This window comes from Terriglobia bacterium, from assembly GCA_032252755.1.
GTDB lineage: Bacteria > Acidobacteriota > Terriglobia > Terriglobales > Acidobacteriaceae > JAVUPY01.
Window position 1 is genome coordinate 1 of the sequence record JAVUPY010000050.1, and the last position, 16,281, is coordinate 16,281.

Sequence of the window (16,281 nt, forward strand, 5' to 3'; positions counted from 1 at the left end):
CGGCTACCGCTTTCATGTAGAATTGAAGTACCCCACCGACGCGCCAGCGTCGGGCAATTATCGTCGGGACGTGGCTCAGCCTGGTAGAGCACTCGCTTGGGGTGCGAGGGGTCGGCAGTTCAAATCTGCCCGTCCCGACCAATAAATCTCGCCCTCTGCTTCATGGACTACAAGCCCATCGGATTCCGCTTGCCGGCCCGACATTTTTCGCTACCAGAATTTTCCCGAGATCTTCCCATCTCGTCTCCTGGCGAAGGCTCTCAGCATGCTCGTGTCCAGTTCTGGAGGGGTGCACTACAGCACCAACCCCGCAGCAATCTCTATGAAGGTTCCTTTCCGAGACCAGAAGGAAGACTCTTATGCTGCTTCGTCAATCATGGCGAGGATGTCCTGTTCTATGTCCTTCGCGAGAGCATCCACCCCGGCCAGTCCAGTTGCCTTCAAGAGATCAGTAGGTTTCACGGTAGCAATTGTGCAACCCGTCTCGTCACTAAATACGGAGATTCTGCATGGAAGCACCGTAGAGGCTTTCATTTCCGCACGCAGTGCCTTCGCCGCCGCCTGTGGATTGCAGACGTCATAGATGCGGCACTCCGAATTTATCTCAATGCCTTTGGTGTGCAGTGTGGTCTTAAGATCGAGAACGTGCAGGACACCGAATTTATGACGCTGTGCTGCCGCCTGAAGCCGGTCTCCGACTTCCTCGGGTGAACGTGACGAATGTTTACTGTAAGTCATAATGCCGCCTCTATTGATTTCTTCGCATGAGCAACCCGACAACGAGGGCGATTAGAACTACCACGAAGATCCACATCCAACCCATGTTCCATCCATCCATGCCATATCCGTGCATTGCCCCTCCTACGCAGTCCTATTCCCACACTCGTCTCGATCGAGCGCCGAAGATTGGGATATGTCGCGTTACTTCTTCTGATCCTTCGCCATCCCGCCATCCTTCTTCGTTGTCTTGCCAGTCTTCTTGTGCGCGTCCATTTGATCTGACATCGCGGAGATCCGGTCCGTCATCTTCTGCATGTGATCCATCATCATTTGCATCTGGTCCATCATGGAATGTTTTAATTCCATCTCGCTCTTCATGTTGGCTTGTTCGGTCTCCATGTGGCTCTTCATGGCTGCATCGGCGGACTCCATCTTGGCCATGTTTTCTTTCATGGCGGACTGCATCTTTTCCATCTGTGCCTGCATTTGCTGCATGTGGCTCTGCATTTCCTCAGCGCTCGCTGGCATGTTCTTCATGTCCATGGGCTTGGACGCGGCATCTTGAGCCAAGCTCGGGACACACATTAGGGCGAGTACAACAAGCGCTACGAATACTGGCTTCGGCATGTTCATAGTTCTTCTTTCCTCGGAAGTCTGAAATACAGCAAATAATGGTAAGAATCGTTGTCGGGCCATGTCTGTTCAGAATTGCTCAATTCGACGGCAGATAGGAACAGCAGCGAATTCTGTACCGGGTCGTTCGTATCCGTCCCGTTCGTGCCCGATTGACGGGCTTACTCCGATCTAAAAGGGCGTTATCGTTACCTATTTCAAATTGAGGCAATTTGAAGGACCACGGCGGGCGCGAAGAGTAAGAAAGTTCTAAAATCGTCTGCTAAAGCCGACCATTCTTCAATTTCCTGTGTAACTCACTGAAAAGTCAGTTCGAGAATTTTCGCCAAAAAGCAGAGTTCTAAAATCGTCCTCTAAGGCCGACCATTATTCCCAATAATTTCAAGGAAAATTAGTCAGCCCCGACAGCTTGGGGTAGCAAATGTCGATAAGAGAGTCGAACTGCACTCATTCTTGGCGAGTCTGTATCAGCGTTATGGGCTTGTTTTCGGCGACAAAGAGGCCGAGCAGGTGCTCCCAAAAGAAGAATTCGACAAGAAAGCCTTTCAGGCCAACGCGCGACGCTTGGAAGAACGCTTGAGGAGCCTCGGGTTAGTGCGACGCTTAATAAAGGATGCGCAGAACCCTGTCTCCAAGGGGTGCGTTCCCGCCGCTTCCGCCGACGCTGACAGCAAAGAACTTAGGCCGCCGATAACGGCGGCCTGAGGGCTGTCTCCAATACTCTGGGTTCAGAAACAGGCGCAAGTTGCTTCATAAAGCATTGGTACGCATCCTTGAACGCGAACCTTTAGAAGTGAGAGGAGGTCTTAAAACTTGAGGGTATATCTTTAATAAGCAGGGAAATGGTTGAAACAAAGCTTAAAAGCTAGAGAATGTCTTAAACTTTAGGCGGCTTAACTTTAAGGCCGTAAGTTCTTCTTATAGAGGAGTCAATGAACCGAGGGATTCAGGGCCGACTAGCTAAGCAAACGACAAGCCCGGAGCCGTTCTCTGCTTTTGTTCCCAATCCTCTGCCCCCCTTACCTCCTCTTGAATTTACCCCTGAGTTGCTAAAGCTTAAAGAGAGAGCAGATCTTGCCCTAGGGCGCCTAGACGGCATTGCCCGTCTCTTACCCGACTTACACCTCTTTCTCTACTTCTACGTCAGAAAAGAAGCAGTGCTCTCGTCCCAGATTGAGGGAACCCAATCCTCCTTATCAGACTTGCTCCTGTTCGAGAACGATCAGATTCCCGGTGTGCCGATAGATGATGTTCAAGAAGTCTCCAATTATGTAGCGGCTCTGCAACACGGGGCAGATCGGATCAAAGACGGCTTTCCTATTTCGCTTCGTCTGATCAAGGAAATCCATAGGGTCTTGCTTAGCAAAGGACGTGGCTCAAACAAAGAGCCCGGAGAATTTAGACGAACGCAGAACTGGATTGGAGGTACAAGGCCAGGAAATGCGCGTTTCGTGCCGCCGCCATTCTCCGAAGTTCTCGAGTGTATGGGCCAACTTGAGAAGTTCTTCCATGAAGGAGCTGAGAAATACTCCACGTTGGTTAGAGCGGCACTAATTCATCTTCAATTCGAGACGATTCACCCGTTCCTAGATGGGAACGGCAGAGTAGGACGCCTTCTCATAACCTTACTTCTCGTCTCAGACAAAGTTCTGTCGGTCCCGTTGCTCTATTTGTCCCTATATTTCAAGATTCACCGCAATCGCTACTACGAGCTGCTACAGAACGTAAGGTTTGAAGGGATATGGGAAGATTGGCTCACCTTCTTCTTCGAGGCAGTGGAAGTCACTGCCCAACAGGCAGTCGATACTGCGGAGAAGATTCTTCAGCTGTTTGAGTCTGATAAGGCAAAGATCAACGGCCTCGGTCGAGTAAAGGGTTCTGCTTTACAAGTGCACGAAGTCCTTCAGCGAAGAGCATTCGTGACCATTCCTTCTGCATCGCGTGAACTGAAGTTGAGCCAGCCAGCGGTAACGAATGCCCTACGAGCTCTTCAGGCACTCGGTATCGTGGCCGAATCAACAGGGCGCACCTGGAAACGAATCTACGTTTACAAGGCATATTTGCGACTACTGAATGAAGGCATGGACATCGTTGAAGGCCAGGAACAAACAGCAGCGACGAATTTAGCGGGGTAAGTTTCGCTACTCGATCTGCTGAACTATCTTGATTAACATTCGATAGCTACTGTTCACCACGTCCGGCTATGACTCTGGTGTCCATCCTGTCGGTTCCCCAGCGCGGCGTCTTCATTCCCAAAATGAAACCGCGTGTTGGCATGAGCATATCCTTGATTTCACTGATTCTGAGGGCACAACTTGCAGTACGGCACTGCAGCGCAGCTTCATTGCACCCCTCTCAGTGATATTGATCACGGAACAAGTCCCTATCTTTACTGTTGAATCTATAACGCTACTGAGTCAAAGGCGTTGGCGGTTCACCGCTCGCTTGGGCCCCCATCCCGCCTGATAATTCTGCCCGGAGATTCACGATATGGACGAACTCTTCGCCGTCATCGGCGGAATCGTGCTGTGGAGTGCACTGCTGTACGGCGGCTATCGCATCTTCAAGTCATTCATGAGAGGCGTAGTGACCGGTCTCGAGACACCAACGACACCAACACAACCTGTTGCGGCGGTCTGCTCTTGGTGCGGTACACCGCGCACGACCTCTCCTGTTTGCACAGTATGCGGCAATTCAGTCAAGCAGGAGATGTGATGACCTTCTGGAACGTTGCTAACGGCCGACCCTCTGACTTAATTCCTATTAAAGATCCTTCTAAAATCGCCGCGGTAGCTGAAAATGTAGGTGGAATGCTCGGTGGTAGCGGACTTGCCGTCGGTGGTGCATTCCTTTTTCTCGCGGGTCTGGCACCGCTATATCCAGCAGGCCTACTTGCGATGAAAGGCGTGCAGCATGCTTCGAGATCCGCTCGCTCCATACCTGACGCCTTAGAGGCCGTTGAGAACGCACGAAGTGAGGCTGCCGCCGCCCGGCGACTGCAAGCGATTCGGTATTACGAGCGTGCCTTGGATATCGATCCGCGGAATCACGTTATTCTGTCGCGGGTTGCGTTTACGTATGCAGCCGTAGGGAAATTGGAGGATGCGACTGCAGCGATAGACAGGGCTCTGGAATTCTGTCCAGACAATCACCTGTATTGGTTAGCAAAAGGCACAATTAGCCTGGCGATCGCCGACCTAAGCGGTGCCCGGAAGTGTTTTGAGAGGGCGTCGACACTCAACCCCACTGATCCTGACACTTGGTCCAACCTCGGGCTCGTTTGCGAGCAACTGTCTGACCTGACCACGGCACAGCGCTGCTGGGAAAGTCTATTGGGTCTTGCGCCCGAGAATCCGTCAGCATGGATCAACCGCGGAGAATTGGCCTACCTGCTTGGAAACACCGCGGAGGGTGTCAAGTCGTGGATTAAGGCCTGCGAACTTGATCCCTCGATCACGCCGAAATGGGTCCTTGAATATGAAATCGGGGCGACATCATTTTCTAGAGGTGACCTTAACTCGGCAGATACTCACTACGACAACGCGATAGCGTTGAATCCTACGTATGCCCAACCGTGGATCGGAAAAGCTCTTTGCGGACGGAAGCGAGGCGATCTGAGGGCAGGTCTCGGATTTCTGGACAAGGCTCTCGAACTCGACGGGAAGAACGCGAATGTCTGGTTCAATCGCGGCAATTTCCTTTCAGAATTGAAACAGGAAGAAGATGCAAAACTTGCCTGGGAACAAGCGTTCTTGATTGACCCGACTGTTCGCGTTCCATGGGTGATCAGCTTCGATGAAGGATTGAAGTTTCTCAACATTGCTCAGGCACAGACAGCGGTTCCGTATTTCTATAAAGCTACTTCCCTATATCCAGCATTCGCTGAAGGCTGGTTCAGAAAAGGTGTGGCACATCGCGCTCTTGGGCAAGATCAAGAAGCTCGCCAGTGCTGGAGACGATGCTTGGAGGTGAAGAGCGATCACGCGTTGGCGCAACTTAACCTAGGAAGTCTTGAGTTTGAAGCTGGGAACCGCATTGGTGCGATGGAACTCTGGGAGAAGGCTTTAGGCGCAAACGAAAAGCTGTCGCAGGCCGCGATGAATAAAGGCGCCGCACTAGCGGATGCAGGACAACTACAAGACGCAATGGAGTACTTCTCAAAAGCATTAGCAGCTGGCCATCCTCGTGCGGGCGACGCACTGCAACTCGCGCAAAGATACGAAAAGATGGATCCCACAGCGGGACCACTTCCCTAAAGGAGTCCGAAATGAGCATTTGTCTCAATTGTGGATCAGAGGTTGCGCACGCTGAGCACTGTGCTACGTGCGGCGCATACACAAAAGTTACTGCCACAGAGCAAAGGGGAGCCGTAAGTGATGGGTTTACTCCACCGGCCACAAGATTAGTCCGTCCCAAAAAGGGCCGAGTCATAGCCGGAGTCTGTGCAGGTCTTGCTGGTCGCTTTGGAATGTCAGTGAATCTAATCAGGTTCCTCTTTGTCATCCCGGGAGTGTTCTGGTTCATAGGCCCGATCACTTACCTAGTCCTTTCCCTAAAGCTAAAGGAATGGCCACCGTCCGTACCCGAACCGGTATATCAGCGGCTCCAGGACAAATCTGTTCAACTTGAGCAGCGGGCACAGACTACCAAGAACTGGGGCACGATACTAAAACTCCTTGGTGCGTTTGGCGTTCTATGTTTTATCGGTGGAATTCTCTTTCACACTGCGGAAATCACCATAGTGGGATTCTTTTGCCTGCTTGCAACTGTCCCGATCTATGTCGTCAAAGCATTTTCAGCGGACCGAGTCAGAGCAGTCGCCAAGCACGAAGAGAAACGCCTGGTTCTAGAAAATCATGGAGAACGAATCTGTTCGGAATGTAATGTCATCCTCCCAGCACAAACTAAAGTTTGTCCAAGCTGCGGCAGCGACAAAGTCTTCGTCCGCGCTGATGCAAAAGTCATACCGAATACAAACCCCGGTGATCCTTTTCTGGAGAAGCTTGTTCGCGCTGAACTTGATGCGGGGAGAAATGCCGCCGCAATCAACGTATACATAAAGCATACCGGAGGCACTCTGGGTGAGGCGTTGAAGTATTTGCAGGACCTGAAGAGCAAGCCCGCGGCGACAGTCACATAAGCGCATTACGGGTACACACCAGGCGGTCGCTTTTGCATTTGTGAGTGTCTGTATGTCTATTGGCAGAGCCGATTCTGCCTCAAAGTACGAGGAGAGATTCGGATATCATCTGGAGGCAACAAAGAGGCCACCGTTGGTGGACCGCAGCAGGGCCGAGAAATCGCCGATACTGCACTGCCCTTAAGATCCTTTCCTGACTTGCGCCTGTTTCTGAACCCGGAGTCTTGCGCACTACCTCACGCGGGGATTTCTCCCCGCGTGTTTTCTTGCACTTGCGAAGCCGCCGGAACGACCCCTTTGGGCACTAGGTCTGCCGCCCGCTCTTCCCGCAGGACTCGGCAGACGCTGGTGCGGGAGATCCGGTACGCCTTCGCCAGATCGGTGAGGCTCATGCCGCGAGCGCGGTCACGAAGCAGCGCCTGACGATCGACATTCAGCGGTTCACGTCCGATGCGCCGGCCTTCGAGCCGGGCACGACGCATGCCGGCACGGACACGCTCGATAATAAGGTTGCGTTCGAGCTCGGCGATGGCGCCGATGATGACGACCAGGGCACGGCCGAGCGGTCCGCCGGTGTCGATGTTCTCCCGGAAGGAGACGAACTCGATCTCGAGATGGTTCAGCTCGTCGAGGACCTCGAGGAAGTGGCGTACCGATCGCGCCATGCGATCGAACGCCCACACCATCACGACGTCGAACTTCTTGCGTCGAGCGTCGGCCAGTAGTTGATCGAGACCGGGGCGCTTTGCCTTCGCGCCCGAGATCTTGTCGGTGACCTCGGCGACGACTTCGAACCCACGCTGCGCGGCGAGGCCGCGCAGGTCATGTAGTTGGGTTTCGGGGTGCTGATCGACAGTGGAGACGCGCATGTACAGGGCCGCACGCTTCATTAGCGACGACCTTTCTTCAGGCCGGCGGGCAGACCCTTCGGGTAGTTCTTCGCGACGTATTCCTGGACGAGTTCGATGAGGACCGTCGTCATATCCTTGCCCTGAGCGACGGCTGCGACCTTGAAGGCCGCGTGCAGATTTGAATCCATGTTCACGTTCATACGTTTCAGCACAGGCTCCTTCGCCATGTTTCACCTCCTTCCTGGGGTTGAAGCAGGGTGTGAACAGCACGCGCCGTCCGGCTGGGCAGGCCGGCGGCGCAAGGGACTACTGAACCGTTTGCTCCTGCGCTAGCGTCGACATGATCGACGCCATTAACAGATCGCTGGTGCGGACCTCGAGCGTCTCGGAGATCGTGCGGACCATCTTGTATTCCTGCGGCACGTAGCCGGCCTCGATGGCGATCCACTCGGAGCTGGTGATGCCGGTCAGCTCGGCAGCCTGTTCGACGGTCAGATTGAGCTTGCGGCGGCGGTCACGGACGAAGCGGCCGAAGAGGTGAGTGTAGAAGACCTGGTCGGGGGCGGAAGGATTGATGAGTACCATACTCATAGACGTATTCTACTCCGGTGTTCAGCTCCGTCAAGAGCTGAGTTAGTTGACTACGCCTCCGACTCTACTTGTCCCGCCAGGCAGAACCAAAAACACGGCCCACTCTCGATCGCGGCCGCGTTGGACATCCAGAACGCGGGCTTCATGATTCCCCGCGCGATGACGACCATCGTGCAGGAAGGTATCGAGCCCCTGCTCATCGGCGAGAAGCTGATGCAGAAGGTCCAGTACAAGCCGGGAATGACCACCATCTTCCCCGCCATCGAACCGCTGCGCGCGGACGAAGCTGGCGACGGCATGGACCTGCCGCAGTACAACATCAACATCGGTGGAGCCCAGAGCTTCGGCGTGCAGGTTCAACGTCACGGTCTTCGCCTGAAGATCGCCAAGCCGGTTCGTCGATGAGTCGGGAAGCCGAGGATCAAGAGCCGGGCTGCGACGGGCCGGCAACGGACTGGCGCGGCGCAAAGAGGAGGCTCATGTTCGGCTTCATCACCAGGTCTCTTCGTCCTGTGGCACTAAAACAAGCTCGCGCACACGCGCGAGACCGGACGAAGAGCGTCCCCACTGTAGCCGCGCATCCCACCCGACTCGAGGCGGTCGGCCATTCTGTACGGACACGGCCGGGATCCCATATGGGTTCCGGAAACGCACCAGCACTTATGGAACATTCTGCGGGTAGGAGAGGGACAGATTACGTGCTAGTAATTTCCAGGCGAAACCATGACTTTTGACCGGCAGGTCGAGGAACTGTCCCCATTAGGCTCGTCGATACTCTTCAACGGTGATCGGCGGCCGCTGTCCCTATCTTCCCCGCGCGTCCGATCTACTCCGATCCAGGTCGGCCGGATCACGGGATCGAGAGCAGGAGAGCAGCACTTTTGCTCTCTGCACCGGGACTTTTAGAACATTTACAGGGTAGATGGGGGACAACCGGCGACTAGCAATCGCCTCGCAGGATCATGGATCTAATCACATATATAAGAAGATGTGTCTCTCAGGTAGTCGATGTTCACCAACTTCTTCTTGGCTGGGCCGCGACTCGGCCCAACTACAGCCCGAGTCGACGTCCCTGACGCCAACCGTTTGCGCATCACAGCTCGGAATTCAAGTGTTGAGTGTGGGCCGTTCCGAGTGCATGCATCCGTGCATGCGCCTGGGCACGGGTCGCTTGCTGGACAGGTGCACGCCCCAACTTTCACCTGCATAAACTCGCAAGGTCAAATATATTGACTTTAGTCAAACGTCGACACTGAGGGACCGAACAATGGATTGGAAAACAGTGCTGTCCACCACGCGAGTACGTGACCACTTCGGGGGAGGCGCCTCTGTCCGATCATCGGTCGATTTGCGCTCCGAGTTTGAACGGGATTTCGGACGGTGCATTTACTCTGCGCCTTTTCGAAGATTACAGGACAAAGCACAGGTGTTTCCGCTCGAACCGCAAGATGCGGTCCGCACCAGGCTGACACATTCGATCGAGGTGTCGAGTGTAGCTCGGGGCCTTGGCGCCGATATCGGACGATGGCTACTTGAGAATAAACTCGTCGATCCAACTCTCGTTTCTCCAATAGAAGTCATCGCGGCGACATGTGGCATGATTCATGACCTCGGGAATCCCCCCTTCGGTCATGCAGGCGAACAAGCAATCTCAGAGTGGTTCGAAAAGACCTTTCGCCCGTGCAATCACCTGTTCGGAACAAGTACACAACTTGCTCAGGATTTTCTAAGGTGGGATGGTAACGCTCAGACGATTCGACTTATAACGAAGCTTCAGGTTTTAGCCGACGACTTCGGGCTGAATCTAACCGCAGGAACCGTGTCAGCAGCATGCAAATATGTGGCTGCATCGCATGAAGTAGACAAAACGAAGGGGCACGAGTACTCGAAGCCCGGGTATTTCTTCTCTGAAAGTAATGTAGTAAAGGCTGTCCGTGAAATTACTGGAACTGGAGTCGCTCGCAATCCTATATCGTATCTCGTGGACGCCGCCGACGATATCGTTAACGCCACAGTTGACCTCGAAGATGGGATCAAGAAGCGTTTAATTACGTGGTCCGAGTTGGACTCGTTATTGAGGAACAAGGCTAACGGAAATGCTCATTTCGACAATGCTGTTGCTCTAGCGAAGGAAAAGATAGGAACGGCACTTCAGGGACTTCGCGCGATGAAGGTCTCGCACAAACATTCAGAACGTATGCAATCATCGAATTCGTAACTGCCGCTGTCAAAGCGTTTCAGAACCATTACGAAGAGATCATGGGAGGAAAGTACCATGGAGACCTCATGAAGGACTCTTCAGCTTGGCCACTTATGCAAGCCTGCAAAGATATCTCCAGAGAAATCATCTACAGATCTGATGAGGTGCTAGAAGTTGAGCTCCTTGGCCGCCAAGTGATACAGGACCTGTTGTCCGTGTTCTGGGATGGCGCAGTGACTGGTGGCAAGGATATTGCGCATAAGGAATTCTCCGGGAAGGCTTACCTTTTGATGTCTTCGAATTACCGACATGTGTTTGAACGCGCATTGGAAAAGATAAAATCAGGATCATCTCCATTCCCTGAGCAGTACTGTCGGCTTCAACTAGTGTGTGACTATGTAGGAGGCATGACAGACAGTTTCGCAGTAATGCTCCACAAACGGCTGAAGAATGGATGACATTTGCAAGAACTCGAATTCCAAGCTTCTGCTGACTTCCAGCGTCGCTACCTTTCTCGCTTCGAGCGCTTCTTCTGCAGGTGCCATGCAGGAAGCACTGCGTGTGATGGAGACCTATCGATGGCAGTGCGTGCTTTTCGGAGGCTTGCTTCGTGACCTCTTCATTTTGGGCTCGTCACACAAAACACGCGATATCGATCTCGTTGTCAGTGGAGGGTCGTCCGAAGAAATAGCTGCTGCTTTCGGAGGCGATACCGTCAAGAGAACGAGGTTCGGTGGAATAACAGTTCGGCGCGGCGAATGGCTTCTCGATATTTGGCCGTTACAGGAAACGTGGGCTTTCTCGAAGATGGGAATGCCAACTCCAACATTTTCGGACTTACCCAAAACTACTTTCTTAAACGTGGAGGCGGTTGCCGTCGATCTGTGCTGCCGCGGCAACGAAGAACGACTGGTATATGAGCATGGCTTCTTTGAAGCAGTCGGGCGACGGACGATCGAGATAAATTTCGAACCTAACCCATATCCGCTCTTATGTGTGGTTCGATCATTCGTCACTGCCGGCAGGCTCAGTTTCAGAATCGGTCCGCGATTGATGCGTTTCGTGTCAAAGAGCACAGAGCGTGTGTCGACAGATGAATTAATCGCAATCCAGAAATCTCATTACGGACATGTACGATTAACGGCCGAGAGCCTACACAGATTCTTGCGAGTGATTTCAGAAGCGGTGGACCGAGATTCTTCGGACAGCGTGGAATTGCCAATTTCCCCAATGGAAAAAATGGCCCTATTGCAGGATGTATCAGTTGAATAGGGTCTTCCTGACAAGTGGTAGCGTTTTGATTTAAAGCACAACTTCTGTGCCACGCAAGAAGCGGCCGCTGCCTTCCTCCGACGAGAACAATACTGCAATTGCATTCGTTTTAAATCGTTCGACTTTATGTTCGGCTCGCATCGCCGCGGCGCATCAGGCTGTTTCTGCTTTCAAACCCGGCGAGTTCATTTTGCGGCCATGTTGAAGGTTAGGTTTTCGATTGCGAAGTTACGCGTGCAGGACTTTCGGGGGAATGCGGTACTCTTCTTCCGCCTATGAAGAAACCTGAGAAGTGGTCGTTAGAGATGGCCTCCGACGTTCTTGCAATGCACGACCGCGGACAGCGCCTTCGCGACATTTGTGCGAGGTACAACGTTCACCATAGCCAAGTACAACAATTTCTTGGCTGGCATGGGAGGCAATCCCATCCGAGAGAGTACATAACAGGCGATCTGTTGCACAGCATCATCGACAAATACAAGGTGATGGAAGTGAGCGCCAGGCAGATTGCAATCGAACTTGGAATCTCCGATTCGACCGTTCGAGCTGCACTGCACTCGGCAGGCGTGCGATTCAGGTCACGATCTGTCCTCAGTAAGTCCGAACAGAAGAAAGCCTGCCGACTATACCGAAACGACATCTCATACCCACGCATAGCAACGGAGTTGGGTTGCTCGCCGGAGGTCGTCCGCGACACCTTACATCGTCACGGTATTCGTTTCCGTCCCAAGCGGAAGATAGACCCAAAAAACTTCCCGCGAATCAGGTCCATGTACGAGAGGCGGATGACTCCCGCCGAAATAGGAGACGAGTACGGTGTTACAGAAAATACCATCAGACGTGCCGTTTCTGACGCTGGCGGGAAGCTGCGCGGTATTCGCGATGACATCCACCGTAGTGTTCCGCTCGACATCTCAGCTTTTGATTCTGAATCTGAAGACGCACAGTATTGGACAGGATTCGCAATCACGGACGGATCCGTACACGAGAATGGTACGTTTAGCGTGGGTCTTCAGATCGGAGACATCGCCCACCTGTACAAGCTTCGAAAGTTCTTGAAGTCCGGAGCGCGCATCAGAACGGGGCGGGTTGGTAGCAGGGCCTTCTGTCCAGACTCAAGGTTTGCAAGGCTGTCCGTCTGCTCCCAACACCTCGTCGAATCGCTGAAACGGCTTGGAGTCGTGCCGCGAAAAACCGGAAGTGAGGAACTTCTCAAATTCCAGTACTCGCGCCATACGTGGCGTGGTGCAATCGACGGTGACGGAAGTGTCGGCTGGCATAAGAGAGGATACTTTTGGCTGAAGCTCTATGGGTCCAAGAAGCTCTGCACACAGTTTCGCGAATATGTGCTCAGCCTGGTGCCCGGTTGTAAAGCCCAAGTACAGCGATCGGGTGGTATCTACTCTTTCGGTCTCTGCTGTGGTCCGGCCGAGACCGTTGCCCGCGAACTGTTTCGAAACTCGTCGGTTTACTTGAACAGAAAGTTTCGAATCGTGAAACCACTTCTGTAGCCAGCAAGTCCGGCTTGGCGCTGGAGCAGAGCTTGTACCCGAAACGGGTATGACCGTACCCGTTCCGGGTACATCAATCTACTTGACATTGTACCCATTATGGGTACAATTGTACCCATGTCGGGTACTAAGGCAATTACTGAAATTTCGGACGTCTTATTCGGGAAGACACGTGGGGCCTTACTCAAGCTGTTCTACGGACATCCGGACGAAAGCTATTACTTTCAGCAGATTCGGCGCGTGAGCGGCACATCGGGCGTCGGCACGGTCCAGCGCGAACTCGAAACGTTAGTAAACGTCGGTCTCATCACCAAGCACCACAAAGGAAACCAGGTCTACTACCGAGCAAATCAGGCTCATCCGATCTATCCCGAGATGCGGGCTTTAGTGGCGAAAACCGTCGGCTTGCTTCGCGTTCTGTCCTCGGCGTTTGAACCCATCCGAGATCGTATCCGCATTGCATTTGTTTATGGCTCGTTGGCCCGCCAACAGGAGCATGCTGACAGCGATGTGGATCTCATGATTGTCGGTGATGCAACTCTACCCGAGGTCCTCGAGCACCTCAGTTCAGCTGAGACTGAGATCGCGCGTCCGATAAACCCAACCGTGTATTCCGTAGCCGAGTTCGTTGAGAAACTTGACGCACGTAACCACTTTCTGACCTCCGTATTGGGCAGGGAGAAGGTATTTCTGATCGGAGATGAAATTGAGCTTAGAACTCTACGAAAAGAACAGCTGGATTCGTAAAGAGAATACCAGCAAGGAAGAGATCACGGGGCTTTTAGGGATCGTCGACGTCAGACTCAAAGATGCAAGTTCCACCACGATCTCCGACGATTCTCGCGCTGCACTAGCCTTTAATGCTGCGCTATCTGCAGCGACCGTTGCCCTCCGAGCGTCTGGATACCGTGTGGCGGGTCAAGGTACGCACCACATACGCACATTGGAATGTCTTGAATACACACTCGGCTATGACGCGAAAAAGGTTCAGCAACTCAAGGCGGTCTCAAAGAAGCGCAACAACGCGTTTTACGATGCGCCGGGAAACGTCACTACGCAAGATCTCGAGCTTGCGATGAAGCTGGCAACTCAGTTACGTGATGACGTGAGTGCTTGGCTGAAGGAAAAGCATCCTGAGCTCCTCTAAACCCTCAGCTGTCGAATGCGGTTCACCCCAATTCCTCTGCTCTGTCCAGTATTGAGGCTGGCGATTCAGCTAGCGGATCCAAGCGATCAGCTTGCTGCTCCGCCATTTGAACCACTTATCGAATTCTTCTCGTGGCTGAGCCGGATCTGCCTTTGCGGCTTCCTCTTTGCAGACTGCCAGGAACTCTCGAAGTGTTCGTGCAAGTCTCCAGTTTTCACCCATTGCGATGAGATCTTCCACACGTTGCTTCTCCGCCTTGTATTCGGCACGTAGCTGCTGCAGTTCCGCAGCGCGCCTTTGCCGTTCCATCTCTTCCACGTTCCGCTGCTCGGTCCTGCGGTGAAGCACGACGGCTGATTTCATCACGCCCGCAATGAACTCGGGGATGGCATCTTCGAGCTGTCTGCCTTTAGCGTCTCGCCAGTTCTTTCGGAGATCTGTGTATTCGTCGATCTCGAGGCTGAGATAGCCACTCGCCGAGTAATCGACGGGCTTGCCGGCGAACGTTGGGCCGTACTCGTACTTGCCACGTGCTCCAGGCGGAAGTTCGAACTGATCCATCTTCTCCGTGATCTTGAATCGCACACGTTCCCCGAGGAACTGAGTGCTAGTTCCATGTTCGTCGACGGTTACTGGCATCGAGTTCGCCTCGCAAATGTCGATGACGTCGGCCATGATGGCGAGCGCACGGTTGAAACTGGTCTTGCTGACCCGCATGCTTAAGCAACCGCTGGGCAGGTCAAGGACCCGTCGTCGATCTTCTTTTGCTTTGCGACCTTCTTTTTCGGTGAACACGACGAGCGGACTTCTCTTGACACCACTACTCCGCGAAGGCGCGAGTGCTCCGGAAGAAAGCTTGCCCTCGATTTGGTCGAAGTACTTTCGATCCTCTTCGTTCGAGGGTTCGAATACACGCTTCTGAACCGGCTGAGGTTTCGCAACTTGCGGCAAGTTCTTCAGTTCGCGGAAGGGCTCCTTGTGGGTGGGATGTCCGTTAGCCTTTTTCGCCCAGTAGCCGCGTCCAGGCACAGGCACTTTCAACTTCCGGCAGGTCTTCGCAAGCGCGACATCAGATACTCCGAACCGCTCGGCGACTTTCGTCATCGGTTGCGCCCAACGAGGTTATACAGCTCGCGACGGTTCCAAAAATCGCCTGGCATGGGAAGCCTCCTCTAGCCTAAGTAACTCCGCGGCAATACGATACGCCAGGGATTCGAACCTCGCACTTTGGATAGATCGATATATATCGAATGGGGCGCCAATTGGGGGTGCCATTAAGAAAACAAAGGAGAAAGGCCCATAAAAATGAGCCTTTTTTATAGGAATGTCACGGCTGCGTACCGCTGTAAATAGTTGATTTAAAAATCCCTTAGCTCGCCTAGGGCGAATTCGGGATCAGGGGGTCGGAGGTTCAAATCCTCTCTCCCCGACCATTCTTGATTTTTCGCCCTTTCAAAGATCACATCGAAGGGCTTTCTGTAAGTAGGCGCGATACTTACAGCATCTATCGAACAGTTCAAAAGTACCTTTCTGAGGAGTTCAGCCTGTTCTGCGGGTTTTCGCGTAAGGTACAGAAAATAAGCCTTGTTCGCGAGTTCTAAAATTCTCTTTGCATTTAGAAGCCGGTCAGTTCCGGTCTGCTCATTCAGCGCGTCAATCGCCATTTCGATGCGCTGCTCTTCCGCGTGCCAGTCGGACATTTTCCGCTGCCAGAATTCTTCCGGAATTTTTCCGTCGAGTTTATCGGAGTACGCCTGATCCATTCTTCGCCGGATCGCCGCTAACTGCTGCTCCAGGCGTCCGCGTTGCTGCGCGGAAGTGTTCCTAGAACGTGCGTGCTCTCGTTCTAGGGAATTTTCGATTTTTTCTAGGACCTCATCGGGGATGTGGATGTTTTTAAGAACTTCCCCGAGTTTTTCGGAAATCTGCTCTTCCTTAAAACGCGGCAATTCGCATTTCCCGTGATAGCCGCTGCAGCGGTAATAAACGTATTTTCCTTTTTTTAGTTCCGCTGTGACCGTCGAATTATCGTGAGCACAGGTCAGCATCCCGCGAAAAGCGATATCGTGTTTCCGGTACCTATGATTGAGTCAAGTGCTCTTTACAAGTCTCTGATTCTTCTTTGTGTCACGAGTCTGTAGTTTTCTACTTTGAAGATGACTTTGGTTTTGGGGTGCAAGCCTTCTTTTTGTTTCTTCGACCGCGGGGGTTTGTTT

The 16,281-nt window shown here is 53.1% G+C and carries 18 protein-coding genes and 1 tRNA gene; 12 read left to right on the top strand and 7 right to left on the bottom strand.

Annotated elements, in window-relative coordinates; genetic code table 11:
* Positions 1-64 precede the first annotated feature (64 nt).
* A tRNA-Pro gene (locus tag ROO76_10500) sits at positions 65-141 on the top strand.
* Positions 142-357: 216 nt separating this feature from the next.
* Here the strand turns inward: ROO76_10500 and ROO76_10505 are convergent.
* Entirely contained in the window at positions 358-738 is a 381-nt protein-coding gene (locus ROO76_10505; protein MDT8068581.1) for a DUF302 domain-containing protein, read from the bottom strand.
* Between the two features lie 183 nt (positions 739-921).
* Positions 922-1,347 carry a hypothetical protein gene (locus ROO76_10510; GenBank protein ID MDT8068582.1) on the bottom strand — a complete coding sequence of 142 codons (426 nt, stop codon included), beginning with the start codon at positions 1,345-1,347 and terminating at the stop codon, positions 922-924.
* 459 nt (positions 1,348-1,806) lie between these two features.
* Between ROO76_10510 and ROO76_10515 the strand changes: the two genes are divergently transcribed.
* From ROO76_10515 to ROO76_10535, 5 genes are all read left to right on the top strand, one after another.
* On the top strand, positions 1,807-2,058 hold the full coding sequence (locus ROO76_10515; protein MDT8068583.1) for a hypothetical protein: 252 nt from the start codon (positions 1,807-1,809) through the stop codon (positions 2,056-2,058).
* Positions 2,059-2,285: 227 nt separating this feature from the next.
* A complete protein-coding gene (locus tag ROO76_10520) occupies positions 2,286-3,488 on the top strand; it encodes a Fic family protein (protein MDT8068584.1) in 1,203 nt (400 codons plus the stop codon).
* A 355-nt stretch (positions 3,489-3,843) separates the two neighbouring features.
* A complete protein-coding gene (locus ROO76_10525; protein ID MDT8068585.1) occupies positions 3,844-4,068 on the top strand; it encodes a hypothetical protein in 225 nt (74 codons plus the stop codon).
* Entirely contained in the window at positions 4,068-5,609 is a 1,542-nt protein-coding gene (locus tag ROO76_10530; GenBank protein ID MDT8068586.1) for a tetratricopeptide repeat protein, read from the top strand. The genes ROO76_10525 and ROO76_10530 overlap by 1 nt, the downstream gene beginning before the upstream one ends.
* A gap of 11 nt (positions 5,610-5,620) precedes the next feature.
* Positions 5,621-6,493, top strand: coding sequence for a PspC domain-containing protein (locus tag ROO76_10535; protein MDT8068587.1), 873 nt, complete (start codon positions 5,621-5,623; stop codon positions 6,491-6,493).
* Between the two features lie 236 nt (positions 6,494-6,729).
* On the opposite strand, the gene ROO76_10540 is transcribed toward ROO76_10535, so the two are convergent.
* From ROO76_10540 to ROO76_10550, 3 genes are all read right to left on the bottom strand, one after another.
* On the bottom strand, positions 6,730-7,383 hold the full coding sequence (locus ROO76_10540) for a recombinase family protein (GenBank protein MDT8068588.1): 654 nt from the start codon (positions 7,381-7,383) through the stop codon (positions 6,730-6,732).
* Complete coding sequence (locus ROO76_10545; protein MDT8068589.1) at positions 7,383-7,571, bottom strand: plasmid partition protein ParG; 189 nt, start codon at positions 7,569-7,571, stop codon at positions 7,383-7,385. Before ROO76_10545 ends, ROO76_10540 begins: the two co-directional genes overlap by 1 nt.
* Before the next feature lie 79 nt (positions 7,572-7,650).
* Positions 7,651-7,935, bottom strand: a complete 285-nt coding sequence (locus tag ROO76_10550) for a helix-turn-helix transcriptional regulator (protein ID MDT8068590.1) — start codon at positions 7,933-7,935, stop codon at positions 7,651-7,653.
* A gap of 120 nt (positions 7,936-8,055) precedes the next feature.
* Here ROO76_10550 and ROO76_10555 point away from each other — a divergent pair, with 120 nt between their 5' ends.
* The 6 genes from ROO76_10555 to ROO76_10580 all read left to right on the top strand — a co-directional run bounded on the left by ROO76_10555 (position 8,056) and on the right by ROO76_10580 (position 14,065).
* Positions 8,056-8,340 (top strand): hypothetical protein, encoded by a 285-nt coding sequence (locus tag ROO76_10555; protein MDT8068591.1) that lies wholly within the window; start codon positions 8,056-8,058, stop codon positions 8,338-8,340.
* 862 nt (positions 8,341-9,202) lie between these two features.
* The gene (gene dgt / locus ROO76_10560; protein ID MDT8068592.1) at positions 9,203-10,153 is read left to right on the top strand and encodes a dNTP triphosphohydrolase; all 951 of its coding nucleotides are present in this window, start codon (positions 9,203-9,205) and stop codon (positions 10,151-10,153) included.
* A 68-nt stretch (positions 10,154-10,221) separates the two neighbouring features.
* Positions 10,222-10,593 carry a hypothetical protein gene (locus tag ROO76_10565; protein ID MDT8068593.1) on the top strand — a complete coding sequence of 124 codons (372 nt, stop codon included), beginning with the start codon at positions 10,222-10,224 and terminating at the stop codon, positions 10,591-10,593.
* Positions 10,586-11,407: a hypothetical protein gene (locus ROO76_10570; protein MDT8068594.1), complete on the top strand. Its 822-nt coding sequence runs from the start codon at positions 10,586-10,588 to the stop codon at positions 11,405-11,407. The genes ROO76_10565 and ROO76_10570 overlap by 8 nt, the downstream gene beginning before the upstream one ends.
* A gap of 1,628 nt (positions 11,408-13,035) precedes the next feature.
* The gene (locus ROO76_10575) at positions 13,036-13,665 is read left to right on the top strand and encodes a nucleotidyltransferase (GenBank protein ID MDT8068595.1); all 630 of its coding nucleotides are present in this window, start codon (positions 13,036-13,038) and stop codon (positions 13,663-13,665) included.
* Positions 13,625-14,065 (top strand): hypothetical protein, encoded by a 441-nt coding sequence (locus ROO76_10580; GenBank protein MDT8068596.1) that lies wholly within the window; start codon positions 13,625-13,627, stop codon positions 14,063-14,065. The genes ROO76_10575 and ROO76_10580 overlap by 41 nt, the downstream gene beginning before the upstream one ends.
* Positions 14,066-14,134: 69 nt before the next feature.
* Here the strand turns inward: ROO76_10580 and ROO76_10585 are convergent, their stop codons facing one another.
* Together ROO76_10585 and ROO76_10590 are read right to left on the bottom strand one after the other, a co-directional pair.
* The gene (locus ROO76_10585) at positions 14,135-15,169 is read right to left on the bottom strand and encodes a hypothetical protein (protein MDT8068597.1); all 1,035 of its coding nucleotides are present in this window, start codon (positions 15,167-15,169) and stop codon (positions 14,135-14,137) included.
* A 254-nt stretch (positions 15,170-15,423) separates the two neighbouring features.
* Positions 15,424-16,113 carry a zinc ribbon domain-containing protein gene (locus ROO76_10590; protein ID MDT8068598.1) on the bottom strand — a complete coding sequence of 230 codons (690 nt, stop codon included), beginning with the start codon at positions 16,111-16,113 and terminating at the stop codon, positions 15,424-15,426.
* Between the last annotated feature and the right edge of the window lie 168 nt (positions 16,114-16,281).

Bases quoted from the DNA above. Each gene is read 5' to 3' on its own strand.
- ROO76_10505 (MDT8068581.1), bottom strand. From the start codon at position 738: ATGACTTACAGTAAACATTCGTCACGTTCACCCGAGGAAGTCGGAGAC.
- ROO76_10510 (MDT8068582.1), bottom strand. From the start codon at position 1,347: ATGCCGAAGCCAGTATTCGTAGCGCTTGTTGTACTCGCCCTAATGTGT.
- ROO76_10520 (MDT8068584.1), top strand. From the start codon at position 2,286: ATGAACCGAGGGATTCAGGGCCGACTAGCTAAGCAAACGACAAGCCCG.
- ROO76_10525 (MDT8068585.1), top strand. From the start codon at position 3,844: ATGGACGAACTCTTCGCCGTCATCGGCGGAATCGTGCTGTGGAGTGCA.
- ROO76_10530 (MDT8068586.1), top strand. From the start codon at position 4,068: ATGACCTTCTGGAACGTTGCTAACGGCCGACCCTCTGACTTAATTCCT.
- ROO76_10535 (MDT8068587.1), top strand. From the start codon at position 5,621: ATGAGCATTTGTCTCAATTGTGGATCAGAGGTTGCGCACGCTGAGCAC.
- ROO76_10540 (MDT8068588.1), bottom strand. From the start codon at position 7,383: ATGAAGCGTGCGGCCCTGTACATGCGCGTCTCCACTGTCGATCAGCAC.
- ROO76_10545 (MDT8068589.1), bottom strand. From the start codon at position 7,571: ATGGCGAAGGAGCCTGTGCTGAAACGTATGAACGTGAACATGGATTCA.
- ROO76_10550 (MDT8068590.1), bottom strand. From the start codon at position 7,935: ATGAGTATGGTACTCATCAATCCTTCCGCCCCCGACCAGGTCTTCTAC.
- dgt (MDT8068592.1), top strand. From the start codon at position 9,203: ATGGATTGGAAAACAGTGCTGTCCACCACGCGAGTACGTGACCACTTC.
- ROO76_10565 (MDT8068593.1), top strand. From the start codon at position 10,222: ATGAAGGACTCTTCAGCTTGGCCACTTATGCAAGCCTGCAAAGATATC.
- ROO76_10570 (MDT8068594.1), top strand. From the start codon at position 10,586: ATGGATGACATTTGCAAGAACTCGAATTCCAAGCTTCTGCTGACTTCC.
- ROO76_10575 (MDT8068595.1), top strand. From the start codon at position 13,036: ATGTCGGGTACTAAGGCAATTACTGAAATTTCGGACGTCTTATTCGGG.
- ROO76_10585 (MDT8068597.1), bottom strand. From the start codon at position 15,169: ATGACGAAAGTCGCCGAGCGGTTCGGAGTATCTGATGTCGCGCTTGCG.
- ROO76_10590 (MDT8068598.1), bottom strand. From the start codon at position 16,113: ATGCTGACCTGTGCTCACGATAATTCGACGGTCACAGCGGAACTAAAA.